This window comes from Thiothrix caldifontis (assembly GCF_900107695.1).
Classification (GTDB): Bacteria; Pseudomonadota; Gammaproteobacteria; order Thiotrichales; family Thiotrichaceae; genus Thiothrix; species Thiothrix caldifontis.
The window spans coordinates 11,267-37,864 of record NZ_FNQP01000001.1; the positions used below are offsets into that span (position 1 = coordinate 11,267).

The window sequence follows — 26,598 nt, forward strand, 5'->3', positions numbered from 1 at the left end:
GACAGGATGCTCGTCAGCAATTCATGAGCGATAGACCGATTAAACTAGAACGTGATGAACAGCACATGTTCAATGTGCGAGCTATAGTCGCGGGTATCTTTATCCTGTTTGCCTTGTTGGGGATCTTGGGGAGGGTTTACCAACTCCAAGTATCCGAACACGCAAAGTATTCTGAGCTTTCACGCCAACATTACCAGAAACGCATTCCCATCCCGCCTAATCGTGGTCAGATTTATGACCGTAATGGTGTACTGCTGGCGGATAGCCACACGCAATATGTCCTAGAGGTGGTTCGTGACAATATCGGTGATGAGAATGCTGATGGCAAGTCGACGTTAGCCGATGTTGATATTTTCGTTGAGCGTTTGGGATCCATTATTCCGCTAGCGGAAAAAGATGTCCGTTTGTTTAAAACTCAAGCAAGGCGTTTTAAATACCAACCTATCCTCATTCGGGGAAATTTAACAGAAGAAGAGTACGCTGCGTGGGCTGTCAATCGTCCGCGTTTCCCTGGTGCGCGGGTAGAGGTGCGTATGGAGCGTTACTACCCTTTAGTTAAAACAGCGAGTCATGTCATTGGGTATGTAGGGCGTATTGATGCGCGTGATCTGGAGACTTTGAACAAGGATGAATACATCGGTACCACCCATATCGGTAAAACGGGGATAGAGGCTTTCCATGAGAATCGTTTGCATGGGCAAGCCGGGTATCAATTGATTGAGGTAGATGCTCACGGTAAAAAACAGTCTCTTCTAAGCAAAAAAGACCCTGTTGGTGGGCAGGAGTTATTTCTTGGCTTGGATATTAATTTACAAATCTTTGCGGAAAGTTTGCTGAAAAATGAACGTGGGGCGATTGTGGCGATGGATCCGAGTAACGGTGAAGTACTGGCTTTGGCAAGTGTGCCGACATTCGACCCTAATTTATTTATTAATGGTATTTCTCAGAAGGACTATACGGCTTTACGTGAAGATCCTGATCGTCCGCTGTTTAATCGTGCGCTGCAAGGTACTTATCCGCCGGGGTCTACCATTAAGCCAATGGTAGGCGTGGCTGGTTTAATTGAGGGGGTAGTGACCCCCGGCTCAAGGGTTTACGACCCTGGTTTCTTTCGTTTGCCGGGGCAAAAACATGCCTTTCGGTGTTGGAATAAGAGTGGTCACGGTTCGGTTGACCTGAAGTATTCGATTCAACAGTCATGCGATACCTATTTTTACGATTTGGCCTATCGGATGGGGATTGATCGTTTCTCTACGGCAATGAGGCGTTTTGGTTTTGGAGAAAAGACAGGGATTGATTTGCCATCAGAAGCGTCAGGTTTGATGCCAACCAAGGAATGGAAAGAGAAACGTCATAAGCGTGATTGGTTTCCTGGGGATACGGTTAATATTGGTATCGGTCAAGGTTATTGGTTAGCAACACCCCTGCAATTGGCTCATGCGACGACGATTATGGCGAATCGTGGGGTGCGATTGAAGCCGCATGTGTTGCGTGGGGTGCGTACTGCGCGAAATCAGGAGGAGAGTGTCCTTAAGCCTGAACCGTTTCCTACCCTTGAAGCAAAGGATAATTATTGGAATTTGACGATCCAAGGGATGGAAAATGTGATGCGTCCCGGTGGTACTGCACGGGCAGCGGGGGCTGGGGCATCCTACCGTATCGCGGGTAAGACGGGCACAGCTCAGGTATTTGGTTTGGCTGGTGGTAAATACAATGCAGGTCGGATTGCTAAGCGGTTGCGTGACCATGCATTGTTCGTTGGGTTCGCTCCAGCGGATAATCCTAAAATTGCTGTGGCAGTGATTGTGGAAAATGCTATGGGTGGTGGTGGTGCGACGGCCGCACCGATTGCTCGCAAGCTCATGGATGCCTACTTGAATCAAGCATATGGTGATAATGCATTAAAACCAGCCGGTGCGGTAGCGCAGCAGGAACTGGAGCAAATGCAGCCAGCTACATCGGTACAGGAGCCTACTAAAAAATCAAAAAAACAGAAAAAACAGAAAAAACAGAGGGTAAACAGTGATTAGTAGTTTATTGCCTTCTTGGTTGATCGTTGCGCTACAGCGTGTCGATGCGGTGTTGTTGGCGGTATTGTCACTGCTGGTCTTTTTGGGATTAGCGACGTTGTACAGTGCCAGCGATGGCAATATCGAGCAGGTGCAGCGGCAAATTATTCATTTTTCAATCGGTCTGGGGCTATTGGTCATTTTTTCTCAAATTTCCAGTAAGACACTGCGCCAGTGGTCGGTATGGTTGTATGGCATTGGGGTAGTGTTGCTGATTTTAGTCTTAATCATTGGGGTAACGAAGAAAGGCGCAACACGTTGGTTATATATTGGTGTTGATATTCAACCTGCTGAAATCATGAAGCTGGCCGTGCCAATGATGGTGGCCTACTATTTCTCTGAGAAACCGCTACCACCGCGTTTTGTGGATATTGTGATTGCATTGTTGTTGGTATTGGTTCCGATGCTGCTGGTTATGAAGCAGCCAGATTTGGGAACCTCGTTGTTAATTGCTACTTCTGGATTTTTTGTTATTTATTTAGCAGGTATGTCATGGTGGTTGATTGGTGGTGCAATTGCTTTTGTGACGGTTGCTGCCCCGTTGTTGTACTTTTTTGGGATGCATGATTATCAACGGCGTCGGGTCGATACGCTTTTGAATCCAGAATCGGATTTGTTGGGAACTGGATACCATATTTATCAGTCAAAAATTGCGATTGGTTCTGGTGGGGCTTATGGAAAAGGCTGGATGCAAGGCGACCAAGCGCATCTGGATTTTCTGCCAGAACGGCACACCGATTTTATCTTTGCTGTATTTGGTGAAGAGTTCGGCTTAGTGGGCAACCTGATTTTAATGGGGCTGTACATATTTATCATCTGGCGGGGTTTATACCTTGCGAGTAAGGGTGAGGATACGTTTGCGCGTCTGTTGGGCGGAAGTCTGAGTGTGTCATTTTTCTTTTATCTGTTTGTGAATACCGGCATGGTCAGCGGGCTGCTTCCCGTGGTCGGTGTACCGCTACCCTTGGTGAGTTACGGGGGAACCTCCGTGGTTACGCTGATGATGGCTTTTGGGATCATCATGGGGATGAGGAAGCGCAAACGCATTTATCAACGGGATAGCTGAAGAAGGATTTTCATGCTCTCCTCAACAGGTTTGGAGATGGAGTTTATGAAAATCGTGCATGGTTCAGTTCAATGGAATAAGTCGCTGAGTAAGCTGGTAAGTGTCGTTATGATGGGGGGGGTATTAGGGGGGTGCACTGCGGGGCCGCAGTGGCCTTGGGTATTCAATCCACCTGTTGCGAATGTTCCCAGTCAACAAGGTTTGCCCCCAACCGTTATCAGACAGCCTGTTGGAAGCCCGTCTGTCGGCAGTACGACAGCGCCACCATCAACGAATACGACGATACCTCGTCAACCCGTTAATTACCCTGCCGGATTACGTGGGGACTATGCTAGTTACCCGGCGCTGCGCCAGTTTATTGGTAAAATGAACAGTCAGCATGGTTTTGATATTGCGTTTCTGGAACAGACCTTTTCCGGTGTGCAGCGTGATAAAGAAGCCTTAACAAAGGCAGGTGCGCCCACCGAAGGGCAAGTCTGGCGGGCTTATCGCCCAATCTTTCTTACCGAGGAGCGTATTAATGGTGGGGTGGATTTTTGGAATCGCCATGCGGCACTGTTAGATGCGGCTACTCGTCAATACGGGGTGGATACGGAATATTTGGTGGCGATTATTGGTGTGGAAACGCAGTATGGTAAAAATACGGGCAAACACAATACCTTACAGGCATTAACAACGTTAGGGTTTGATTTTCCACGTCGTGCCAGTTTTTATCAGAAAGAACTGGAGCAGTTTTTATTGTTATCGCGAGAAGAGAAGGTCAGACCGCAGATTTTTAACGGTTCCTATGCTGGGGCAATGGGCTTGGGACAGTTTATTTCTAGCAGCTATCGTAGTTATGCGATTGATGGCAACCGTGATGGTAAGCGTGACTTGTGGAATCCTCAGGATGCTATTCCTAGTGTTGCGAATTATTTTGCTAAAAATGGCTGGAAGCGCGGTGGTGGTGTTGCTGTCCCTGCTTATGTTTCCGGTGCTGGTTATGCTAGTATTGCTGAAGCAACACCGAAAAAACCATCACGTACTTTGGGTGAGCTTGCTGCCAAAGGGGTAAGGCCACAAGGGGCTATCAACTCCGCTAAAGTGAGCTTGATTAAGCTGGAGGGGACGACTGATGAGTATTGGGTAGGCGGCGAAAATTTCTATGCGATTACCCGTTACAATCCCAGTTCCAAATATGCGATGGCGGTGCATCAACTTGCGCAGGAAATCCGTAAGCGTAAGTTTGGTTTCTAAACGTTATAATAGCAAAAGCGATAAGCTGGCTCGTGTATCACCGCACGGGTCAGTTTTCTAATGGGCGATGATAAAAAGCTGGACAATACGATGACAATAAACTGGCGATTTTCGGGAGCCTTACTGGCTTCCATGACCATAAGTTTGGTCGCTTGCAGTGGCAATAGTGCTAAAAAATCGGATGTTGATACTGCGCAAGTACATAATCAGGTAAGCACAGAAGCCCGTAGTGAGTGTGGTAATGACCCCGCTTACACCATTGATGGCAAAACTTACCAAGTGTTGGATTCGGTAACGGGTTATTCAGAACGTGGTACGGCTGCGTGGTATGGTGCAGAATACCAAGGCACGGAAACTGCGGGGTGTGAAGTCTTTGACATGTATGGTTATTCTGCCGCACACCGCACGTTGCCATTACCCAGTTTTGCAAAAGTCACTAATCAGCAGAATGGCAAGCATATCATTGTACGCATCAATGACCGTGGACCATTTGAGAGTGGGGATTTGATTCAATTATCGTTTGCAGCAGCCAATGCGCTCGGTATTAAAGCAAAAACAGGTGCACCTGTTGAAGTGGCGGCGATTCCACCTGAGCAATTGCCACCTGAGCTTAAAGCAGATAGCAAGCCTAAGGCCGTTGCACCGCTGGTAAAACCTACGGAGCCTGTGGATAAGTCTAAGCCTTATTACGTGATTGCGGGTACATGGCCTGATCGTAATGCGTCCCTCGATATGTTTGTGCGTTTGACATCAGTGGGGCTGGCTAAAACAGAAATGGCTACTGCGCAACAAAATGGGCGCGAAATGTATCAGGTTAGGGTTGGGCCTTTGTATAACCAAGATCAAATTGATAATGTGAAGGATATTTTGGAAAGCAACGGTTTGGCAAACTTTAAGGTCGTTGCAGGCAAATAGTTGCAGGATGGCGCTAGCTTCGCTACCGTACTGACTATGAAAATAATGCCTATGAGTGAAAGGACTGTTCATGTTTACAAGGATACTTAAACTGTTATTGTTGGCAGGGTTGCTAGCAGGCGGTATTGCGAGTGCTGAGCCTACCTCAGTACCGTCAGATACGGGTGAGCCTGCGCCTCAAGATATGTCCACTGCTCCTTACAATGACCCGAATATTCCACCAGAAATCATTGCGATGGCACCAGGTGTGCCAGAAATTGAGGCGAAAAGCTATTTGCTGGTTGATTTCCAAAGTGGTGAGGAGTTGGCTGGTATCAACCCCGGAATGCGTGTGGAACCTGCCAGCATTACTAAACTGATGACGGCTTACTTGGTTTATCAGGAATTAGGTAAGGGTACGGTCAAGCTGGAAGATGAAGTACTGATCAGCGAAAAAGCGTGGAAAATGGAAGGCTCACGCATGTTCGTAGAATTAGGCAAAAAAATCCAGTTTGAGAAGTTGCTCAAGGGCATGATTATCCAATCGGGTAATGATGCAGCGATGGCGTTAGCGGAACATGTGGCGGGTAGTGAAGAAACCTTTGTGCAGCGTATGAATCAGACTGCTGCTGAGCTTGGCATGACGGATACCCGTTACATGAATGTCACTGGGTGGCCTGCTAAGGATCATTACACGACGGCACGTGACATTGTGAAACTGGTGGAAGCCTTGGTGCATGAGTTTCCAGAGTATTACAAACTGTATGCTATCAAGGAATTCAGCTACAACAATATCAAGCAGCAAAACCGTAATCGCTTATTGTGGCGTGACCCAACAGTAGATGGGTTGAAAACTGGGCATACAGAGTCAGCGGGTTATTGTTTGGTAGCCTCTGCCAAACGTGACAATATGCGTTTGATTTCAGTGGTGTTGGGTGCAAAAAGTGAAGAAGCACGCGCGAATGTCAGCCAACAGTTGTTGGAATACGGCTTCCGTACCTTTGAAACACACAAGCTCTACGATGCAGGGGCTGTGTTGGCAAAAGTGCGAGTTTGGAAGGGTGAGGCAACGGAAGTGCCTGCTGGGGTGGTTGATAATTTGTTTGTTAGTATTGTCAAAGGGCGCTACGACCAATTGAAAGGTGGAATGCAGCTTGATAAAGGGATTGACGCCCCCATTAAACGGGGTGACGTACTGGGCAAAGTGATTATTACTGATCAAGAGCTGGGTAAAGTCGTTAAGGAAACCCCGTTGTTGGCGCTGGAAGATGTGACCGAAGGCGGCTGGTGGCGGCGGACAATGGATAGTATTCAGAAGTTGTTCGCGGATTAATAACCGCAAGCGTGAGGATGGGCTGTGGAGCGTTTTGGACAGCAGGATGAATTAAAACTGGATTTTCCTTGTGATTTTCCTATCAAAGTGGTGGGTCGTGCAGATGTAGAGTTTCATCTGCGGATTTGTGAAATTGTGTGCCGTCACGACTCTGTGTTTGATCCTGAGGTGCGGTTACAGCGACGTGATAGCTCTGCTGGTAAATACCACAGTCTAACGGTGAATTTGCGTGCAATCAGCAAGGAGCAGATTGATGCAGTGTATCAGGACTTGAAAGCCTGTGAGTTGGTGCTGTGGGCATTGTAGAGCATCGAGTGGTGGATATTTTGCATATCCGCCAACTGGGTTTGCTAGAGTATGTGTCCGCTTGGAAGCAGATGCAGGTATTTACCCAAAATCGTCTTCTCAATACACCGGATGAAGTGTGGCTAGTACAACATCCGCCGGTATTTACGCTAGGACGCAATGGTAAGTTGGAACATGTGTTAGCGCCAGGCGATATTCCTGTGATTCCCATTGATCGTGGTGGGCAGGTGACATATCACGGCCCAGGTCAGCTAGTGGCTTATATGCTATTAGATATTCGTCGTAAAGCTTTAGGTGTTCGCGAGCTGGTCACAGGCATTGAGCAATCGGTAATCGACTTGTTGGCGCATTATAGTATTGTTGCGTTAGGAGATAGGGATGCACCGGGTGTCTACGTCGATGGACGTAAAATTGCAGCCTTAGGATTACGGGTATCGAAAGGTCGTACCTATCATGGGTTGAGCCTGAATGTGGCAATGGATCTAGAGCCTTTCCTGCGTATTAACCCGTGTGGTTACGCAGGCTTGCAGGTTACGCAATGTCAAGACTTGGGTATTGAACAAGCACCGTTTGAACTTGCCCGTGAGTTGTGTGAATGTTTAACGCACCGTTTAGGTTACGCAGCGCTAAAATGGCTTTAGAATTAGAGATAGTAAGCGCTTTTAGTCATGACTTTTGACATCAATGGCATCAGCAATTTACGTGCTAGGAAGGGAAGTTTTGTGCCCCCTGCTTGCATAGCAATATCGCCGTGATGCTGTTCGTCAGCCTTCATCTTTTGCAAAATTGCCATATCAGTTAGTGCATGAGGGGGGAGGAGATTGATGTGTTCTTCCAAATGCTTAATGACTTGATCTTCTGTTTCTTTGACAAAACCAAGGCTCCATTTGTCACCAATCTTGCCTGCGACGGCACCAATCGTAAATGAACCCCAATAAAATAACGGGTTCAGCAGGCTTTTCCGACCGTCTAACTCCTGTAAACGCTTTTCCGTCCAGTTGAGGTGGTCGTTTTCCTCCATAGCAGAGCGTTCCATCTGTTCCCGTATATCTTCACGTTTGGCAGTTAATGCTTGCCCTCGGTATAAACCTTGGGCAGATACCTCTCCTGTGTGATTAATGCGCATCAACCTGCTGATCAATTCACGGTCTGCTTCGTTAAGCTGTGTGGTTTCTGGTATCCCCGTTGCCGGATTAGGGCGTTCCGTGGTTGGTGCTTTGGCATGAACCACGCGCAGAGACTGATCAATTTCGGTCAGAATTTTATCTAGTAAGCTGAGTTTGCGCATCTCTCTCTCCATTAATGTTATTGTTGAGCCTCGCGTTTCACCAAGTAATCAACAACTTGTAGTAAGGTTTCCTCACTGCCAACCATGCTGGGACTGGTGCGGTATTTGCCATTGACGATAATGATGGGCACAGAATCTGCTTTGGATTTTATTCCTACTTCATTGGCACGTGCCATCATGGCTTTCATTTCCATGGAGTTCAGGGCATTTTTAACTTGATCAGATGTGAAACCTAGCTCAGCAAAGAAACGGGTCATGGCATCGTCATCGTTTATCTTACGGCGCTGTTTTTGCAGTGCTTCAAAGATTTTGGTATGGACGCGTTTAGCACCATCAGGGTCAAGCATTTGCCCAACATAGAATAATTTGGCGTGGTATTCCCAGCGAGGGCTTAATGTGGCTGGTACTCGTTGGAAAACAACATTGTCCGGCTTGTTGCTAAGGAACTTATCAATGGTAGGTTCCAGAGAATAGCAATGCGGGCAACCATACCAGAATAAGTCGATAACCTCGACTTTACCAGCAGGTGCTTGTGTCGGAATCGTGGGTGATAGCGTAACGTAATGTGTGCCTTCTTTGAAATCCTGCGCTTGGCTGGCTTCAGGAATACAACCCGTTAAAGCGAACAGTGCTGCCATCATAAAGCCGAGGGTGTGGCTTAAGGTACGTTTCATTAATTATTGTCTCCTGCTTGTGTTTGTGTAAGAACTGCGTTGATCTGTCAGTTATCTTCATCGCTCGCTTTGAGTTGGACTTGGCTAGGTACTCAAAGTTCACCGTAAGAATGCAATCCAGAGAGGAACATGTTTACGCCGAGGAATGCAAACAGGGTAACAAATAAGCCAACAATTGCCCACCATGCCATGGGTACACCGCGCCAGCCTTTGGAAAAGCGTAAATGCAGCCATGCTGCATAGTTCAACCAGACAATTAATGCCCATGTTTCTTTCGGATCCCAAGACCAGTAGCCGCCCCACGCTTCAGCAGCCCACATTGCGCCAAGAATGGTGGCAATAGTGAAAAACGCAAAGCCCAGTGCAATCGCTTTATAAGTTATGTCATCGAGCATTTCCAAAGAGGGCAGGCGCGTTGCCAGCAAGCCATTCGCATTGCGTTGTTGCCCACGATGTTTCAAGAGGTAGGCAATACTGGTCATGGCTGCCAAAGCAAACGCACCGTAACCAATGAAATTGGCAGGCACGTGAATTTTCATCCAATAGCTTTTCAGGGCTGGAACCAATGGCTGAATTTCATGTGCACCTTTGGTGTAGCTATACCAGAGCAGAAAAGCAACTGCCGCACTGATCACCATCAATACAAAACCGCCGAGTGAACGATTTTTGTAACGTCCCTCATAAAACATATATAACAGCCCGGTGATAATGCAGAACAGAATGAAAACTTCGTACAGGTTGCTAACCGGAATGTGACCAAATTCAGGATCAATCAGATAAGATTCATACCAGCGTACCATCAGCCCCGTGAACCCCATAACCAAGGCAACCCATGTCATGGCTGAACCTGTTTTCAAGGTAAACGCATTGTTTGTGAATAGACCCGCGAAATAAGTAACGGTCGCGAGTACAAACAGGGCACTCATCCACATAACCGCAGACTGGCTAGAGACTAAAAACTTCAACCCAAAGACTTGCTCTGCATTGGCGTAATTACCGCCATACAGCCAAATACCCAACAAACTTAAGAGGGCAACGGCTATGGTGTAGGGGCGGAAGGCTTTCCAATACCAACCCAAGGCAATCCATGAAGGTGCAGTCAGTGCAAGAATCCCGATTTCGTATTCATCCATCACGTTACCATATTGGAAGAATACCCATACGCTGGCAGCAATGACTAGTGCTGCCCACAGCCAATCCGACAAACGCAGTTGCTGGAATACGCTGGGTTGGTCAATGAGCGAGTCAATGGTTTGTTGGGGAGTCGACATGTTTCACCTCTTGTTTCATCACTTGCTGGAAAACATCCTGCAACTGTTGGAAATAACGCTCAAATTCTGGCTGATTGCGGTTACTGCTACCTGCCACCACGATTTCCGCTTGGTTGTTGTCCAGCGGTTTAATCCATACCCATATTCTACGATGCGCCACGTAAAACAGGAGAAATACCCCTATTGTTAGCATGAGACTGCCGAAATAAACCACATCTTTGCCGGGAGAGCGGGTGATTTGCAAGCCAGATGCTTCAATTTGTTTAAAGCTGTCCATGTGGACTAGCCAAGGTGAACCGTAAGCGGGCAATTTATCAATGGCAAGTAAGCTATCATCGAAGAATAACCAGTCAGCTTCAGTCGGTTCAGCGGTCATGCCTTCTTGCTTGAGCGTTTCTTTATAGACCTCACGCAAGGCGGCATTGAGCACTTTCATGAAAGCTTCAGCAGCGCTTTCCTGCTTATCTTGCGGAAACTTTGCCGCAATTTCTGCCATGATGCCTTCAGAACCTTTGGTCACAAACTGTTCGGTTAAGCGTTGCATCGACTCCACGATTTGTACTTCGACTGTTGGGTCAACAACCGTAGTTTGTTGCATGGAGTTACGGGTGGTCTGGAGCGCGGATTGTTTCACCAATTCGGTATTTTGTATATTGGACAAAAACCGCATAAAGCGTTCCATGCTGCCTTTGGGGTCAACGGGAATGTGCAGGTAACGGAAAGGCTCATTCGGCGTGGCACGTACCCCGCTAATGTAGTAGTTCTGCCCTTTGATACTCAACGGGTTCATGTAGTTTTGGTATTCGAGTGCTTGTCCGGTAGCATCACGTAGTTTGAACGTAACACTGGGGCCAACATTTTTCTTTTCGATCTTGCCACTGCTGTCTTCCATGTCATTGATATTAAACAGGCGGAAGTCATTAATTTCCAGTTTATATTGCTGGTCGGAGCTGGTTAAGGTGTAGTCGCGGAAGACTTTGCCGTCGATATCCTGCGAGGCATAGCGATTACTGAGCGAATGTAGGCGTAACTTGAGTTCGGAGCCACCATCACCAAAGTTTGCTTGGTAGATTGCCACGCCTTTGTGAATCAAGGGATGATTCACAGAAATTGTGGTTTCCAGCGGTGCGTCAAGGGTTTTGTCGTGGATTATCAAATCACTTTCAAACGATTTGGGTTGTCCGGTGGAATAATGTTCGACGCGAAATTCTTTGACTTCCACCTCAAACGGCAGATGCTGTACCAAGTAGCCGTCACGTACCGGCTGGAAAATAATATTTGCTCGACTGCCTTCTGGAATATCAACAGAGCCACGGTAAGAGAAGCTGGTGTCGGGTAATTGGCTGATGGCGGGGACTTCCGATGCAGGAATATTGCGGGTTTCGGGTTTCAGATTACCTTGCCATTCCGCAATCATTATAGGAAGACGGCTATCCATCAAGCCGCCGAGGAAAATAACAATCATGCCAATGTGTGTCAGCCAGTAACCCCAATGGTTAGCGCTGCCTTTCATGCCTGCTACAACGGTATGATCTTCAGCCGCTTTTTGACGGGTTTTGAAACCTTGTGCGTGTAGAATTCGGGTTGCTAGTGCTTGGGTGGCGTTCGCATTTTGTGTGCTGTTAATCTCTTTCTGATGCTTCATGGCGCGCAGGGATTTTTCCTGCACATTTTCGCGGAAATGGCGTAGTTCGCGAATGATGCCGGGGGTATTGCGCCCTACGCAGGTCGCAATGGAAACCACTAAAAATGCCAAGATAGCCAAGAACCACAAGGCTGAATACACGTCATACAGATCCAGCGACTTGAACAAATCAAACCAGAAGGGGCCAAATTTGATTTGGTAGCTGGTGTAGGGTTGGTTCTGTTGCAGCACTGTGCCAATGATGGAGGCAATGGCAACCACTACCAACAAACTGATGGCTAAGTTCATCGAACCTAAAAAATTGATAAGGCGTGCGTTAGCGCTTGGCGAGTTTCTCATACCACAAAATCGTCTTGACAGAATGAATGCATTAAAACAACAAAGGGTGGCAAAAGCCACCCCCCGTTTTACAGCAAAGTATTACCGAATGGTAATATCACTTCTGTAAGCCAGCAATATACTCCGCAACCGCTTCGATCTCGGCATCGGTCATGCCTGCGGCAATGTTGCGCATCATTTTGCCAGCATCATTAGCACGCTCACCTTTGCGGAAAGCATTCAATTGAAGCTTGGTATAAGCAGCATGTTGACCATTGATGGCAGGGAAATTGGCGGCAGGATTACCCGCACCGTTAGGGCCGTGGCAAGCAGCACAAGCAGCAACGCCAGTAGCATTGTTGCCACCTTTGTAAATTTGCTCACCTAATGTCACTTTAGACTGGTCTGCTTCGCCCGCTTTTGCTACTTGTGATGAGAAGTAAGCCGCCAGGTCAGCCATGTCTGCATCGCTCAATGGTTTAGCCATTGGGGTCATGGATGGGTTAACACGCTCATCATTCTTGAAATTCATTAACTGCTTCAAGATATAGCTTGGGTGTTGACCTGCCAATTTGGGCCATTCAGGGTTAACGCTGTTGCCGTCTGCACCGTGGCAGGCTGCACAAGTCGCGGATTTGGTTTTGCCCGCTTCAGCATTGCCACCTTCTGCCCAAGCAGATGCAGCGATGCTAACAGCTAAGCCACTCAGTACAAGCATGAGTACTTTTTTCATAATCGAAGTGCTCCTAATATCTACAAAATCTGTCATATTTTTGCATGACACCCGGTGACTCCCCATGTTCACTGAATGTGATGCGTTGCCTAACCGTCTTCTCGCGGTTGCGGCAATTACTTGCAATCATACCGAGTGCATCTTAATCTGCACCCACCCTGACGCAGGCATACCATAATCCACACGCTCTACAGCTTTTCCAGTGTCACCCTTTCGCGGTAACGGGAAAGGTATTCTGAAAAAAACGAATGGATTGTACAACATATTCTGCTTGTATTCTGCAAAAAATATTAGAGAACGCTAACATTATGAATCACTATTACCAACAAGCAACTTTTCTACAAAGTGCAACCACTCGTAAAACCCTGCCAGCAGAAAGTGGTTTGGAGATTGCTTTTGCTGGGCGTTCTAATGCGGGAAAGTCCAGTGTAATCAACCAAGTGTGCTCGCAAAAGTCATTGGCGAGAACCAGTAAAACGCCAGGTAGAACTCAGTTGATTAACTTTTTTCAGTTACCTGATGCTAACTTTTTAGTTGATTTGCCTGGTTATGGTTATGCCAAAGTGCCGGAAGCGATCAAATTAGAGTGGCAGAAGTTTATTGAATCTTATTTGACACAGCGTAGCACCCTGAGAGGAATGGTGTTGGTCATGGATATTCGTCATCCAATGACTGATTACGACCAAGCCATGTTGCGTTGGGCGTATAATAAAATGTTGCCTGTACACGTGTTGCTCAATAAATCCGACAAGTTGACGCGTGGAGCTGGGATGAATGTGTTATTGCAGGTGAAAAAAACATTAGCTGACTACGGGACAGCTTCAATACAGACATTTTCCGCACTTAACAAGCAGGGCTTGGATGAGTGTTGGAATGTTTTAGATAAATGGCTGGGCAAGGATTGTTAGTTCATTCAGGAAGAGTTCATTTCGTTAAGGGTATCCTTCTCCTTATAGAAAAAGGAACCCCGGCCAAACAGGGGGTCTAAAAAGCCGGGGTTTAACGAACAGGTCTGGATTGGGGACACCAAACCTGTGTCCGTAAACAAGAAATACCGATGCCGGGCTTAAGCATCATTTAGTGTATTTCTTGATACTTCACGGAAACTTTTCATAAAATCAAAAATATTTTTGAAGTATCTGTTTTGAATAGTAACGTATTTTTAAGTATTGTAAAAATAAAATACTTTAATGATGATGTCGTCTGGTATGATAAGCCTGCTGTTTTTTGATGAGGATAGTTAAGTTATGTAATTTAGCGTAACCCTTTTTCCCAGAACGGCTTATTGTTAGCCGCATTCTGAATATTGTCAGTGTGCTTTGGTATCGCCGATCTTTCCATTGTAGACGGGGCAATGATGACGGTTACGTTCCGAGGACGTCCTCCACGCAACAACGTCATGTGTACTTCTGAGCCTACCCGCAAATCACCTATGATGTTTTTAACATCAACAGCGCTTTGAACATTTCTACTGTTTAAGCGTGTGATGATGTCACCTGCCTCAATACCTGCTTTTTCCGCCGGAGATCCGGGGAGGATTTGGTTGATAATGGCTCCCTCATTTGGTTTCATGCCGAAAGTACGTGCCATTTCTGCATCAATATCTTGTACTTCAACGCCTAGTTGACCACGTTCAACGCTTCCGTACTGGATAATCTGTGTGATAACGCCCGCAGCAGTATTGATGGGTACAGCAAAGCCAATGCCCAAATTACCACCGCCTTGATCCCCTAATATTGCTGTGTTTATACCAATTAATTCACCATTTAAGTTAACGAGTGGTCCGCCTGAGTTACCTAAGTTGATGGGGGCGTCAGTTTGAATAAAATTCTCGTATTCACTGATGCCGGGATTACGGTGTAGCGCACTAATAATGCCGGATGTTACTGTTTGACCAATGCTGTAAGGGTTGCCTATCGCGACTACGAAGTCCCCGACGCGCAAACGATCTGAATCACCAAAACGCATGGCAGTTAATCGTTCTGCCGGGATTTGTAATACCGCTAAATCAGCACGGGGGTCGATACCAACGACTTCTGCCAAATACTTGCGCCCGTCTTTTAAGGTAATGTGGATAGCATCAGCATTCTCGATAACATGAGAATTTGTTAGAATGTGCCCACGTTGAGCATGAATGATGACACCTGAGCCAGTACCATTAATCCGCCTTTCGCCGGGCGGGGCATCGCCAAAAAAACGCTTGAAAAAGGGGTCATTGAGTAGCGAGTCATTAATTGGCTGGCGTCCTTCCGTGGCAATATTGACAACAGCAGGTGTAATTTTCTCTAACATCGTCGCTAGAGAAGGAAGTGCTTGCCCATTGATTTCTGTTGGCAATGCAGCAAAGACAGCATTGGGCGAGGCAATGGGCAATACAAACGCTGCTAATAAAACTATCTTGCGTGTGATGGGAAGCATAACCATATTCTACTGTTCTCGGTATGTGGTGTTCAATGTTTTCAGACAGTTATCCGTGGATAAGGTTCCTTGTCAACTCATGTGCTGTCGGGGGTTCCACGTGAACAGCGTTTTCATTTTGGCATAATACTCTTTTTGCTCTGCTGTATCAGCAGGAGGTGTATGAACTTGCAGTACGATATACAAGTCCCCTGTTTCCTGCCCTGCAATGCCACGTCCCTTTAAGCGCATTTTTCTGCCTGATTGGGAGCCGGGGGGGATTTTTAGACTGATTTTGCCTGCTAGGGTTTTTACGGTGATGGTCTCTCCTAGCGCGGCTTCCCAAGGAGTAATGGGTAAGTCGAGGTAGATGTGGCTACCTTCGCGTCGATACAGGGGGTGCTCCTTAAGCCTTACTTTCAGGTAAACATCCGAGCCATGTGAGCCTTTACCGGGAATACGGATTCTTTTGTCATCCGATATATCAGGGGGAATGCGTATTTGTACATTGTCTCCCGCTGGTAGCCGAATGGTTTTTAGTCCCCGGTAGATGTCTTCTATATCAATTTCTAAAGTAGAAGCAGACTGTACAGCATGAGAGGTGTTGGCGGTGCCATTGGCCGGGCGCCGGGAACCACCAAATAAACCTTCAAAAAAATCACTAAATCCAGCGGCGGATTGTTGATGGTTGAATCCGCGCCGAGCAATGTCCTCAAAAAATGAGGCATCAAACTGAGAGCTATTGCCCCAGTTGGGTGGTGGTTTGAAATTCTGACCCGCACGCCAATCTGCGCCCAGTTGGTCATAATGGGCGCGTTTGCTGGGGTCGCTTAAGACTTCATTGGCTTCATTAACTTCTTTGAAGCGTGCTTCCGCCCCCCTGTCTTGATTGCGATCAGGGTGATACTTAGCTGCCATACGGCGGAACGCTTTTTTGATACTGTCTTGATCAGCATTGCGTTCAACACCTAAAATTTTGTAATAGTCTTTGTATTCCATCTAATACCTCTGTCACAGAGTCTACGACAAAAAACGCCGCATAGGCGGCGTTTTCTGACGAAGCATGTCTTTCTGAGCCTATTAAGATTCGACTTGTACCTCAATTTTGCGGGGCAAAACCTTTTCTTGTTTGGGAATGGTAATATCCAGCACCCCATTGTTGCACTTGGCCGTGATCTTATCACCGTTAGCCGTATCCGGCAGGCTGAAGCGGCGATGGAAGCGTCCACGCACTCGCTCAACGCGCTTGTAACCTTCTTTTTCTTCGGTGTTATCCAGTTCACGTTTGCCGCTGATGGACAATACGCCATTTTCCATGTGTATTTCAATGTCTTCCACTTTAACGCCCGGAATGTCGGTGTGAATTAACCACGCATCCGCCGTTTCACGAATGTCTACCGCAGGTGTCCAGTCGCTAACTGGGCTGGTGGTGTCTGAATCACGACGCAGCAAGCTGTCCATTTCGCGTTGCAATTGGTTTAATACTGACCAAGGCTCATAACGTGTCATGTTCATGGTTTAACCTCCATTGTGAATGGTTTCATTAACTTAACGCGAATATGGAGGTGTAGCATCGAGATTCAAGAGATTTTTTTGGTATATTTTTTGATCTTACTCAATGTTTTGTACTTGCTCGCGCATTTGTTCGATCATGACTTTGAGGTCAACCGCCGCTTGAGTCGTGTCGGAATCGTTGGACTTTGAGGAAAGGGTGTTAGCCTCGCGGTTAAGTTCTTGCATTAGGAAATCTAGGCGTCGCCCGACTGGCTCATCACGTTCTAGTACGGCGTTGATTTCATCCAAATGTGCCATGAGACGGTCGAGTTCTTCTTCCACGTCTAGGCGTTGGGCTAGTATGACGAGTTCTTGCTCGATACGATTGTAATCCGGTGATATTTTGAGTTCTTCAATTCGGCTAAGGATTTTTTCGCGTTGGGCGGCAATGATGCTGGGGCGGTGCTTACGAATACGCACGATAATTTCAGCAATTTGGTCGAGACGCTGGTAAATGAAGTCGGCGAGACGTTTGCCTTCCCGCTCGCGCATTTCCAGCAGGTCATCTAGGGTGTCTTGCAGCAAGGCTTTGGCATGGGCTGTGAGGACATCTTTGTCCGGGGTGGCATCTTGGGTAACACCGGGCCAACGCAATATATCGACTGCTTTGAGGGTGTCGGGGTTATCGGTGATGGTTTCTATCTGGCGGCATGCAATAATCAAGGCGCGTGCAAGCGGTTCGTTGATACGGATTTCGTTGGTGTTTCCTGTTGTGGGGGTAAAGCGTAGGCTGCCTTCAAATTTGCCGCGTTTGAGACTACCTTGGATAATGTCACGGAAACTGTTTTCTTGACTGCGGAATTCTTCTGGCAGACGCAAACTGAGGTCGAGGTAGCGGTGGTTGACTGTACGGGCTTCCCATTGGAGCGTGCCGTGCTCAATAGTCAGTTCGCGGTGAGAAAAAGCCGTCATGCTGCGAATCATGGGTATTGGTTTCCGTTTATCTTGGTTAATGTTAATGGTAGTCGATTTGGGGAGTGAGTTCATGCTTTTGCCGCAAGACGGCTCGGGCGCACGACCAGACATCAACCTGTTCAATGCCCTGTGCGATCAATAAGGACGCCAGTTCCCGAGCAGTTGAACCAGTGGTGATGACGTCATCAAAAATGGCAATGTGTTGGTAGGTGAGCGGCGATTGTAACTGGAATGCCGCGTGTATATTGCGTTGACGTTGGCTGGAGTCCAGTTCTGTTTGGGGTAAGGTGAATTTGCTGCGTGTAATCGCGTGATTCAACAGTGGGATATTCAGTTGCTTGGCTAACGGGCGAGCGAGTTCTAGGGCTTGATTAAAACCGCGTTTGTGTAGTCTTGCTGTGTGCAATGGTACGGGGAGAATGGCTTCGGGACTTGTTGTTAATTGTGCAAAAATGCCTGTGGCGGTTAATTCACCTAGCGTGGCGATTTCGCGCAGATTCTTGCCAAATTTGATGCTGAGTAACAGGTTGCTAATCGGCGGTTGGTAAGCAAATGCACTGAGACTGTTAATGCAGCCGGGTAAGGGCACGTTCTGTTCCGGTAATAGCCAGGGCAAATCCGCATGGCAGTGTTCGCAGAGTGGATAGTTAGGAAGACGTTGCTCACTACAAAAGGCACAGTATGGGTTAAGGCTATGACTTAATGTTTGCCACAGTTGCTGTGCGTAATTCATCGTTTGCTTAGGTTGCTAAGTAATGTTGGTATGCTCAGCAATAGACTGCCTGCCATGCCATAAAGGTGAGCAGCGTAAATAACAGGTGCTTCGATTAGGCTGGCAGAGGCTGATTCTCCCCCTGACCACCAGTCCCACACAGTTTTGCCACCTAAGCCAAGCAGGATGAGAGCTGCCATCAGCCAGTCTCGTTGTTGCAGTAGGTGAATGCCGCCGAGCATGAATAGACCGTAAAGCGTACCCGAAAAGCCTGCATACCAAACCCATTCGGGGCTGAGCCACCACAAACCTGCTCCTACACAGCTCGTTAAAAAAGCGATTTGTATAAGCTGAATACTTTTGCTGAATGGCAGTGGTGCAATAAAAGCCAATAGCCATAAGCCTGCAAGATTGAGCACTAAATGCCAAAAATTAGTGTGTACTAAGCTACCTGACCAGATACGCCAGTATTCTCCGGCAACAATCCAATGGCGGTGGTACAGTAATTCGTCATGAAAAAACTGTAATAATGGCAGCAACACCGTGAAAATGATGGCAATAATGCAGGTGTTGACGCATTGTCGGGTGGGTTTACTGATGTCTAAAGTGTGCAACATGGTAAACAGTATGCCAGAATCGCAACTACGAAATCTTGTTTATGAGGACTAAAGGGCATGAGTATTAGTAAGGCGGGGCGGGGTAAGCCAAGTCAGGTAGGTTTTTCCTTAACGGAGTTGATGATCGTGATTGTGATCATCGGCATTTTGTTGGGATTGGTGTTCAGTAACCTGAATGTTATGGGGGATGCACAAAACCTGAAAGCAAAAAAAGAAGTCGGTGATTTGAAAATTAAACTGGAAATGTACCGTGCGGATAATGGTATTTTCCCACCATCTGGCGCGTTGGGTGCGTTGGTGACGAATCCGGGTAATGCACCGCGTTGGCGTCAGTACATGAAAGATTTGCCTAAAGACCCTTGGGGTAATGACTACCGTTACTTGAATCCGGGTACTCGTGGCGGTGAAATCGACGTTTATAGTATTGGGCCGGATAAACGTGAAGGTACAGAAGATGATGTGGGTAGCTGGCAGTTATAAGTGCAGGCAAACCCGCCAGCAGGGCTTTTCCCTGCTGGAAATGATGATCGTTATTATGGTGATTGGCATTTTATATGCGTTAGCGGGTTCGATGTTAAATTTGTCAGTGTCTGATCCGCTGAATGAAGAAGTGGTGCGTTTGCGTGAGCGTGTGCAAATGGCTCAAGATGAAAGTATTGTGCGTTCACAGGCATTGGCATTGGGTTTTGGGGAAAATGGCTATGCTTTTTTTGCCCAGAACGACCAGCTTCAATGGGAACCGATTGATAAAGATGGTTTGTTGCAAGCCTACACTTGGCGAGGGAGTTATGAGCAGGTGCTGTATCTGCAAGGGCAAGCGGTTAGCTTGCCGGATAATGACAAAATCCGCCCACAGGTTTTTATTTTGCCGACGGGTGAAATGATGCCGTTTGAATGGCATTTGCGGGATAACGCGCAGCGAGAGGGTGTTGTTCAGTTCGATAATGTAGGCCGCTTAGTGGATTTAGCCACGGAGGCTGGTTGAAATGCGCCAGCAAGGTTTTAACTTAATCGAAATCATGTTTGCGTTGCTGTTACTGGGGTTGGTGATCTCGGTCAGTGTGGAAACCAGTAGCGGTGATTTTGCTAGCTATAACCGTATGAAAGACACTACGTTGGCACGTTGGGTGGCTTTTAATCAAATTGCGGCGGTGCAAACAGGCAAAGGCTTTCCTGCAACAGGTAAGTCTGAGGGGGTAGCTGAAATGGGGGAGGGGGCTTGGCAATGGCAGCAGGAAATTTTAGCGACGCCTGACCCTGATTTACGTAAAGTGAAAGTTAGTGTGTTTCGTGAGGGGCAGGCACAGCAAATTCTCGCGGTTGAAGTGGCTTATGTGGCTAATCCCCAGCCAAAGATGCGGAGTCAGGGGCAATGAGGCGTATCCGTGGTTTTACCTTGGTTGAGTTGATGATTTCGCTGGCTATTTTTTCCTTGCTGATTACGTTGGCGTATCAGTCTGTTAATGTGTTGCTGGATGCGGGGCGTCAGGTTGAGCAGCCGCAAGTTGAATTGCAGCAATTACAGCGGGCGATGGTGTTTGTCGAACGGGATATGCGTCAACTGGCTTTGTTGCGCCCGCAGAGTGCCGGGGGGATTGGGCAGGATGTTGGTCTTGCTAATAGCAGTATTGTTAAGCCTGAAGATTTGGGTGCGTTGCTTGAGTTTACACGCGGTGGTCATCCTGATGTAGCTTGGCAATTGCGTGCTTCGGGGCAAATGCGTAGTGGTTTGCAGCGGGTACGTTACGTACTTGAAGATGGCAAGTTGCTGCGGCAGACATGGAACTTGGTTGACCATATTGAAGGGGAGGCACCAGTGTCTCTAATTTTATTAGATGGAGTGGACGGTGAGCCGCGTTTTCGCTTTTTGTCTGTACGGGGTGGTGAGTTTAAGGATGAGTTACCTAAAGAGAGGGCGACATTGATGGCGGTCGAGTTTTCTTTGCGGCACAAACGCTTTGGTGTGCTTAGACGCATTTTTGGTATATATTTATAAGAGATTGCTAATATTCATCGGTGATCGACTGGAATTCAGAGAGTTTAAACGATATAGTTCTGCCTAGATTGTTGAGAGGGAATGGAGAGGAGCGGGTACACGGGTTGTGGTCGATACATTCCTCTTGCGTGCCTTTGAGATCATGCCGCTTTGAGGAAACCTAACCGCCGATGAGTATAAGAACAAATACACTGAGATTGCTGCTAGTGCTTGGCATTATCGGCTGGCTACCTGCTGTAGTGCAGGCGGCTGAGATCGTGCGTGTAGAAACTGTCACTTCATTGTCTCGCTCTGTATTGGGAAGTACGGTTATCCCATACAGAGAGGTAACATTGTCTGCCCAAGTTCCTGGAGCAGTCAAATTAGTTGCTGGCGAGGCAGGTTCGAGTTTTAAGCAAGGTGATGTGATTGTTCGTATTGATGAATCTCAATTGGTGGCGAAACGCAATGCGGTATTGGCGCAAATTTCTATCGCACAAGCGGCGTTACAAAACGCTCAAGCACAATATACCCGCGAGCTGATTTCCCCGCGTAGTAAAGATGTTGGAACGATGCCGGGTTTTGGATTACCTGCTATGTTTGATATGGCGATGGTACGACCCTTCGCTGACTCTATGATGGGTAATTATGACTCCGATATGGGGCGTTATTCTGATTTGATGAGTAGTGCGACAGGGGTTTCGCAAGCACAAAGCAACTTGCAACAGGCGATGTCGCAATTGCAGGAAATTGATGCCGGTTTACGTGATACTAAATCTGTTGCTCCCTTCGATGGCATTGTATTGGCAAAAATGGTGGAGGCTGGCGACACCGTACAACCCGGTCAGCCATTGATTAAGTTTGGTTATGTTAAGTACAAACGCTTACAGGCTGATGTGCCTTCTGGTTTGGTGAGTAATTTGAGCGAAGGAATGTTAGTTCCTGCTAAAATCGACAGTAGAACTACGATAATGGTTAAAGTTTCACAGATTTATCCTGTGGCTGATCCAAGTCGCCATACGGTAACGGTTAAATTCGATTTGCCGGTGGATTCGGTAGCTGCTCCTGGTATGTATGCCGAAGTCTATTTACCAGAGGGTGAAACTGGTGATGCTAAAGTCGTGGTGATTCCCAAAACAGCATTGCTTAAAGGGCGCAGCCTTCCGAGTGTGCTAGTGGTAAAAAATGATAATACCTCTGAATTACGCTTGGTTAGACTGGGCGTTGAACAAGAAGATGGTAAAGTAGAAGTGGTTTCTGGTTTGAATGCAGATGAGCGAGTGATTGATAAACCTCCTGCTACTGCCTCATCTGGCTGGATGCCCCATGCAGAATAAAGATGAATGTGATTTTCCCTGCTAGGAATGTAAGTAATTATGAATGATTCGCCGCATAACGCATCCAGTCAGCCCCAGCATAATTTAGGTATGGCTGGTGCTATGGCTAAAACCTTCATCACCTCTCCACTCTCCTTATTGCTGCTGTTGGCTTTTTTTGCAGTGGGTGTGTTAGGGATGTGGGTAACGCCACGTCAGGAAGACCCACAAATTTCTGTGCCGATGGTGGATATTTTTGTGCGTTACCCCGGTGCGTCGGCGCAAGAGGTTGAGAATCTCATTTCCCGTCCCCTAGAAAGTATCATGTCGGAAATGACGGGTGTAGACCACGTTTACTCCTATTCCGCTCGTGAACATTCCATGGTAACCGTGCAGTTCATTGTGGGAGAGGAGCTGGAATCTTCGTTAGTAAAGCTCTATGACAAGCTGGCGTCTAACAAGGATCGTATTCCTATCGGGGTGCAAGAACCCATGGTAAAACCCAAGGGCGCTGATGATGTGCCTTTGGTGACGCTGACTTTGTGGTCGAATCAGGTAGATGATGCCAATTTACGCTTAGTTGCATTGGATGTGCTGCAAAGCCTGCGTGAAGTGGAAAATACTAGCCAGAGTTTCATTGTCGATGGTCGTCATGAAGAGTTGAAGGTGGAAATTCTACCAGAGCGTTTGGCAACTTTCGGGGTGTCACTTGATCAAGTGGCTAATGCTATCCGTATGGCAAACTCTGAGCGTAATACGGGGTCGGTTGAACCCAATGAGCGTGTGTTTAAAGTGTACAGTGGCGCTTTCCTAAGCTCTGCTGAAGATGTTAAGCGCTTAATGGTGGCAGTCATTGATGGGCGACCCGTTTATGTGCGGGATGTGGCAACAGTGACGGAAGAGCCAAGCGATGCAGGGCGTTCGGTTGGTTATTACACGGGTTCTGCCATTGGTGATGCTGAGGAGAAGGCTGACAATGCTCCGGCAGTGACCTTGGCGATTGCGAAAAAGCATGGCACAAATGGGGTGGATGTTGCCTCTGCTGTGTTAGCAAAACTCGACGGCCTTAAAGGGCGAATTATTCCTGATAATGTTAATGTTGAGATAACCCGTAATTACGGTGAAACTGCTAAGGCAAAGGTCAATGAACTGATCTTTAAGTTGTTTGTGGCAACGGGTATCGTAACTGTGTTGGTATGGTTCTTCCTCGGCTTGCGGGCAGCAGGGGTTGTATTGATCGTTATTCCCGCCGTTATTACTACCACGGTTTTTGCAGCTTGGCTTATGGGCATGACCATTGACCGAGTAAGTTTATTTGCCTTGATTTTCTCCATCGGGATTTTGGTGGATGATGCCATTGTGGTGGTGGAAAATATTTACCGCCGTTGGTTGTTGATTGAAAATACAGATGTTGAAACTGCTGTGGATGCGGTGCGCGAGGTGGGCAACCCGACCATTCTGGCAACGGGTACTGTTATTGCTGCACTGTTACCCATGGGTTTTGTCAGTGGCATGATGGGGCCGTATATGTTGCCAATCCCTGTTTTGGGATCGGTGGCGATGGTCATCTCGTTATTTGCGGCATTCGCTTTTACGCCATGGTTAACGAACCGTTTCAAACCTTCATTGAAGAGTCTGCACGATGCGGCTGAAAAGGAACACAAACAAGCAGCTCGGATGGAGAAGTTGTTCCGTGGCATGATTGTGCCGTTGGTAACGGATAAGAAAAAAGGTTACGCTTTCCTGCTTGCCATTATTGTGGTGTTCTTCGCATTCATGTTGTTGTTTTACCCGCTCAAATCGGTGCGGGTGAAAATGTTGCCTTTGGATAATAAGCCAGAATTCAATGTCGTTATTAATATGCCAGAAGGTACAGCATTGCCTGTCACGGCTAACCTCATGCATACCATGGCGACTAAGTTGAAAGAAATACCGGAGGTGACGGCGCTGCAAACCTATGCAGGTACTGCGTCACCGTTTAACTTTAACGGTTTGGTTCGTCACTATTACTTGCGCCAGCAATCATGGCAGGCTGATATTCAAGTGCAATTGACGGATAAACATGATCGTAAGCGCACCAGTCATGAGATTGCAGTAGAAGCTCGTGCTTTGTTGCAGCCTATGCTGAAAGGTACGGGGGGGAAGTTGCAAGTGGTTGAAATGCCACCAGGCCCGCCTGTATTGCAGTCTGTTGTAGCTGAAGTGTATGGGCCTGATGCTAATACTCGTCGACAAGTCGCTGCTGATTTGACCAAGTTGTTCGAGCAAGCGGAAAACTTGGATGATGTGGACAACCTGATGGAAGAGGATCATGAGATCCTACGTTTCATGGTTGATTCTGATAAAGCACAACGAAATGGTATCACTGCAGAAAGTGTCAATCGTACCTTGGAAATGGCGATGGGTGGTTTCATTCTTGGGGATATTAAGAAAAATGCTCTGATTGATCCGACACGCATTGTGATGCAAGTGCCATTGAGTGCGCGTTCCCAGATTTACCGTTTGTCGCAATTACCGGTGACTAACCAAATTGGGCAATTTGTTCCATTGCATGAACTCGGTACATTCGTATTCGATAAGCAAGATAAGCCGATTTACCGTAAAGATTTGCGTGCGGTGGAATATGTTACCGCCGAAACGGTAGGGCGTTTGGCTGCCCCCGTGTACGGTCAAGGACAAGTTGAAACCTTACTGGCAGAGTTTAATAACGGAGAAGGGTATCGTTCACCCGACGGTACGCTGTTATTAGACGAAGCATATTGGTTAAAGTCACCACAAGATGTGGAGCGCAAATCAGCCTTTGAATGGGGCGGGGAATGGACGGTTACATGGGAAACGTTCCGGGATATGGGTATCGCCTTTGCCGCAGCGTTGGTGTTGATTTATATGTTGATTGTGGCGCAGTTTGGTAACTTCACCTTGCCTGCCATTATCATGGCTCCGATTCCGCTGACCTTGATTGGTATTGTGCCGGGACATTGGTTGATGGATGCAGAATTCACAGCAACATCCATGATTGGTTTCATCGCATTGGCGGGAATTATCGTGCGTAACTCTATTCTATTAGTAGACTTTGCGCGTGAGGCAGTCCTAAGCGGTGAAACGGTGCTGGAAGCGGTCATTCGTTCTTGTGAAGCACGGACTCGCCCTATCATTATTACCGCACTGGCCTTGTTTGGTGGTTCGATGGTTATTTTATCCGACCCCATTTTCCAAGGCATGGCCGTGTCGCTTATTTTCGGTGGTGCTGTCGCGACCTTACTGACTTTGTTGATCATCCCATTGGGTTGTATTAGCGCGGGTGATTCATTGGGAGGGACTCCCGGTGGTAATGCAGGTGGCGGTTCTTCGGGGACACATGCTACTGTTGATACTCATACGAGTAGTGGATCGCACACGGAAACGTCCGGTAAAAGTGTTGGAACAATTGCTAAAGATACCGTGGTCTACACGGGGATGTACTTGGTATCGTTGGTGGGTGGTTTAGTGGCAGGTATCATCGGTATATTTGCAGCTCTGCGTAAGTTATTACAAAAACGCAAGAATCTTGACGCGGCAAAACAGCAAGCGTTACGTCAACAGTCTAAAAAGCAAGCACTAGCCTCAGTTGCTAAACAAGCGGGTGACGGTAAAACAGTTAATGTGGTGCCTGCTGCTGTTGCAGAGACGACACCAGCAGTTGTTACGGTGACGGTTGATGATGTCTTAGCAGTACAAGAACAATCTATTGATGTTGTCGAGGCTGTAAAGCCAGAGACAGATACCGCCGACAGTAAGCAACAACAAGATGAGATGCTCTTGGGTTCTACTGAATCCCAAGAGCGAAAGAAATCCTCCGGTAGACGGGGCATAAAACTTAAGACGGATATTTAATCTGGAAGGAAGACTAGCATGACTATATTTAACAAAAAGCGCATGGCATCAGCCGTTGCAACGGTAGCAACATCTGCTGCTGTAATGTTGTTGAGTGCGAATGTATGGGCTGAGGGTGCAGAATTACCACCGCCGCCACCAGGTCCATTTGTAACAGAAGGTTCTGAACAAATAGCACGTGCAGCAAGTGCCCCTGCTGCGCCTGTAGCCCCGGAGGCTCCTAAAGCGCCAGAGATTCCGGCAGCACCAGTCGTACCGGCTGCCCCTGTACAGCCAGAAGTACCTGTAGCGCCTTCGACTCCTGTTGCAGATGCAGCTATTGCTGCTTCAGCTGCTACTGAATTGAAAACTCCCGAAGCTCCAGCCGCACCAACTGCTCCAGAAGCAAAAGCACCCGAAGCTCCAG

Annotated in this window: 25 protein-coding genes and 1 pseudogene; 15 read left to right on the top strand and 11 right to left on the bottom strand. The window is 47.4% G+C overall.

Annotation, left to right across the window (positions count from 1 at the left end; all coding sequences use genetic code 11):
* The first annotated feature begins 23 nt into the window (after positions 1-23).
* The 7 genes from mrdA to lipB all read left to right on the top strand — a co-directional run bounded on the left by mrdA (position 24) and on the right by lipB (position 7,545).
* The gene (gene mrdA, locus BLV87_RS00060) at positions 24-2,030 is read left to right on the top strand and encodes a penicillin-binding protein 2 (RefSeq protein WP_093064134.1); all 2,007 of its coding nucleotides are present in this window, start codon (positions 24-26) and stop codon (positions 2,028-2,030) included.
* A complete protein-coding gene (gene rodA / locus BLV87_RS00065) occupies positions 2,023-3,135 on the top strand; it encodes a rod shape-determining protein RodA (RefSeq protein ID WP_093064136.1) in 1,113 nt (370 codons plus the stop codon). Before mrdA ends, rodA begins: the two co-directional genes overlap by 8 nt.
* Before the next feature lie 45 nt (positions 3,136-3,180).
* Entirely contained in the window at positions 3,181-4,371 is a 1,191-nt protein-coding gene (gene mltB / locus BLV87_RS00070; protein ID WP_175517787.1) for a lytic murein transglycosylase B, read from the top strand.
* A 90-nt stretch (positions 4,372-4,461) separates the two neighbouring features.
* Entirely contained in the window at positions 4,462-5,286 is an 825-nt protein-coding gene (locus tag BLV87_RS00075; protein WP_093064640.1) for a septal ring lytic transglycosylase RlpA family protein, read from the top strand.
* Between the two features lie 70 nt (positions 5,287-5,356).
* Positions 5,357-6,598 carry a D-alanyl-D-alanine carboxypeptidase family protein gene (locus tag BLV87_RS00080; protein ID WP_093064140.1) on the top strand — a complete coding sequence of 414 codons (1,242 nt, stop codon included), beginning with the start codon at positions 5,357-5,359 and terminating at the stop codon, positions 6,596-6,598.
* 24 nt (positions 6,599-6,622) lie between these two features.
* A complete protein-coding gene (locus BLV87_RS00085) occupies positions 6,623-6,904 on the top strand; it encodes a YbeD family protein (RefSeq protein WP_093064142.1) in 282 nt (93 codons plus the stop codon).
* Positions 6,892-7,545: a lipoyl(octanoyl) transferase LipB gene (gene lipB / locus BLV87_RS00090; protein WP_093064144.1), complete on the top strand. Its 654-nt coding sequence runs from the start codon at positions 6,892-6,894 to the stop codon at positions 7,543-7,545. Before BLV87_RS00085 ends, lipB begins: the two co-directional genes overlap by 13 nt.
* Before the next feature lie 2 nt (positions 7,546-7,547).
* Here lipB and coq7 read toward each other — a convergent pair whose 3' ends face one another.
* The 5 genes from coq7 to BLV87_RS00115 form a co-directional block, all read right to left on the bottom strand.
* A complete protein-coding gene (gene coq7 / locus BLV87_RS00095) occupies positions 7,548-8,192 on the bottom strand; it encodes a 2-polyprenyl-3-methyl-6-methoxy-1,4-benzoquinone monooxygenase (protein WP_093064146.1) in 645 nt (214 codons plus the stop codon).
* A gap of 17 nt (positions 8,193-8,209) precedes the next feature.
* Positions 8,210-8,866 carry a thiol:disulfide interchange protein DsbA/DsbL gene (locus tag BLV87_RS00100; protein ID WP_093064148.1) on the bottom strand — a complete coding sequence of 219 codons (657 nt, stop codon included), beginning with the start codon at positions 8,864-8,866 and terminating at the stop codon, positions 8,210-8,212.
* Positions 8,867-8,958: 92 nt separating this feature from the next.
* On the bottom strand, positions 8,959-10,137 hold the full coding sequence (gene ccsB, locus BLV87_RS00105; protein WP_093064150.1) for a c-type cytochrome biogenesis protein CcsB: 1,179 nt from the start codon (positions 10,135-10,137) through the stop codon (positions 8,959-8,961).
* Entirely contained in the window at positions 10,112-12,121 is a 2,010-nt protein-coding gene (locus tag BLV87_RS00110; RefSeq protein WP_093064152.1) for a cytochrome c biogenesis protein ResB, read from the bottom strand. Before BLV87_RS00110 ends, ccsB begins: the two co-directional genes overlap by 26 nt.
* Positions 12,122-12,218: 97 nt before the next feature.
* Positions 12,219-12,833 (bottom strand): c-type cytochrome, encoded by a 615-nt coding sequence (locus tag BLV87_RS00115; protein ID WP_093064154.1) that lies wholly within the window; start codon positions 12,831-12,833, stop codon positions 12,219-12,221.
* Positions 12,834-13,141: 308 nt separating this feature from the next.
* Between BLV87_RS00115 and yihA the strand changes: the two genes are divergently transcribed.
* Entirely contained in the window at positions 13,142-13,741 is a 600-nt protein-coding gene (yihA, locus tag BLV87_RS00120) for a ribosome biogenesis GTP-binding protein YihA/YsxC (protein WP_093064156.1), read from the top strand.
* A 346-nt stretch (positions 13,742-14,087) separates the two neighbouring features.
* On the opposite strand, the gene BLV87_RS00125 is transcribed toward yihA, so the two are convergent.
* From BLV87_RS00125 to rrtA, 6 genes are all read right to left on the bottom strand, one after another.
* Positions 14,088-15,251, bottom strand: a complete 1,164-nt coding sequence (locus BLV87_RS00125; protein ID WP_245706852.1) for a Do family serine endopeptidase — start codon at positions 15,249-15,251, stop codon at positions 14,088-14,090.
* Positions 15,252-15,323: 72 nt separating this feature from the next.
* Positions 15,324-16,229, bottom strand: coding sequence for a DnaJ C-terminal domain-containing protein (locus tag BLV87_RS00130; protein ID WP_093064160.1), 906 nt, complete (start codon positions 16,227-16,229; stop codon positions 15,324-15,326).
* A gap of 81 nt (positions 16,230-16,310) precedes the next feature.
* Entirely contained in the window at positions 16,311-16,745 is a 435-nt protein-coding gene (locus BLV87_RS00135; protein WP_093064162.1) for an Hsp20/alpha crystallin family protein, read from the bottom strand.
* 96 nt (positions 16,746-16,841) lie between these two features.
* Positions 16,842-17,708, bottom strand: coding sequence for a YicC/YloC family endoribonuclease (locus BLV87_RS00140; RefSeq protein WP_093064164.1), 867 nt, complete (start codon positions 17,706-17,708; stop codon positions 16,842-16,844).
* 31 nt (positions 17,709-17,739) lie between these two features.
* Positions 17,740-18,432, bottom strand: a complete 693-nt coding sequence (locus BLV87_RS00145; protein ID WP_093064166.1) for a ComF family protein — start codon at positions 18,430-18,432, stop codon at positions 17,740-17,742.
* Positions 18,429-19,028 carry a rhombosortase gene (gene rrtA / locus BLV87_RS00150; protein ID WP_093064168.1) on the bottom strand — a complete coding sequence of 200 codons (600 nt, stop codon included), beginning with the start codon at positions 19,026-19,028 and terminating at the stop codon, positions 18,429-18,431. Before rrtA ends, BLV87_RS00145 begins: the two co-directional genes overlap by 4 nt.
* A 57-nt stretch (positions 19,029-19,085) precedes the next feature.
* Here rrtA and gspG point away from each other — a divergent pair, with 57 nt between their 5' ends.
* From gspG to BLV87_RS19655, 7 genes and pseudogenes are all read left to right on the top strand, one after another.
* Positions 19,086-19,508 carry a type II secretion system major pseudopilin GspG gene (gene gspG, locus BLV87_RS00155; protein ID WP_217629905.1) on the top strand — a complete coding sequence of 141 codons (423 nt, stop codon included), beginning with the start codon at positions 19,086-19,088 and terminating at the stop codon, positions 19,506-19,508.
* Positions 19,483-20,013 (top strand): GspH/FimT family pseudopilin, encoded by a 531-nt coding sequence (locus BLV87_RS00160; protein WP_093064170.1) that lies wholly within the window; start codon positions 19,483-19,485, stop codon positions 20,011-20,013. Before gspG ends, BLV87_RS00160 begins: the two co-directional genes overlap by 26 nt.
* Position 20,014: 1 nt before the next feature.
* Complete coding sequence (gspI, locus tag BLV87_RS00165; RefSeq protein ID WP_093064172.1) at positions 20,015-20,404, top strand: type II secretion system minor pseudopilin GspI; 390 nt, start codon at positions 20,015-20,017, stop codon at positions 20,402-20,404.
* Positions 20,401-21,024 (top strand): type II secretion system minor pseudopilin GspJ, encoded by a 624-nt coding sequence (gene gspJ / locus BLV87_RS00170; RefSeq protein WP_093064174.1) that lies wholly within the window; start codon positions 20,401-20,403, stop codon positions 21,022-21,024. Before gspI ends, gspJ begins: the two co-directional genes overlap by 4 nt.
* Before the next feature lie 170 nt (positions 21,025-21,194).
* On the top strand, positions 21,195-22,340 hold the full coding sequence (locus BLV87_RS00175; protein WP_093064176.1) for an efflux RND transporter periplasmic adaptor subunit: 1,146 nt from the start codon (positions 21,195-21,197) through the stop codon (positions 22,338-22,340).
* Between the two features lie 39 nt (positions 22,341-22,379).
* Positions 22,380-26,192 carry an efflux RND transporter permease subunit gene (locus BLV87_RS00180; protein WP_093064178.1) on the top strand — a complete coding sequence of 1,271 codons (3,813 nt, stop codon included), beginning with the start codon at positions 22,380-22,382 and terminating at the stop codon, positions 26,190-26,192.
* A gap of 18 nt (positions 26,193-26,210) precedes the next feature.
* Positions 26,211-26,598 (top strand): annotated as a pseudogene (locus BLV87_RS19655) (hypothetical protein); the annotation flags it as partial.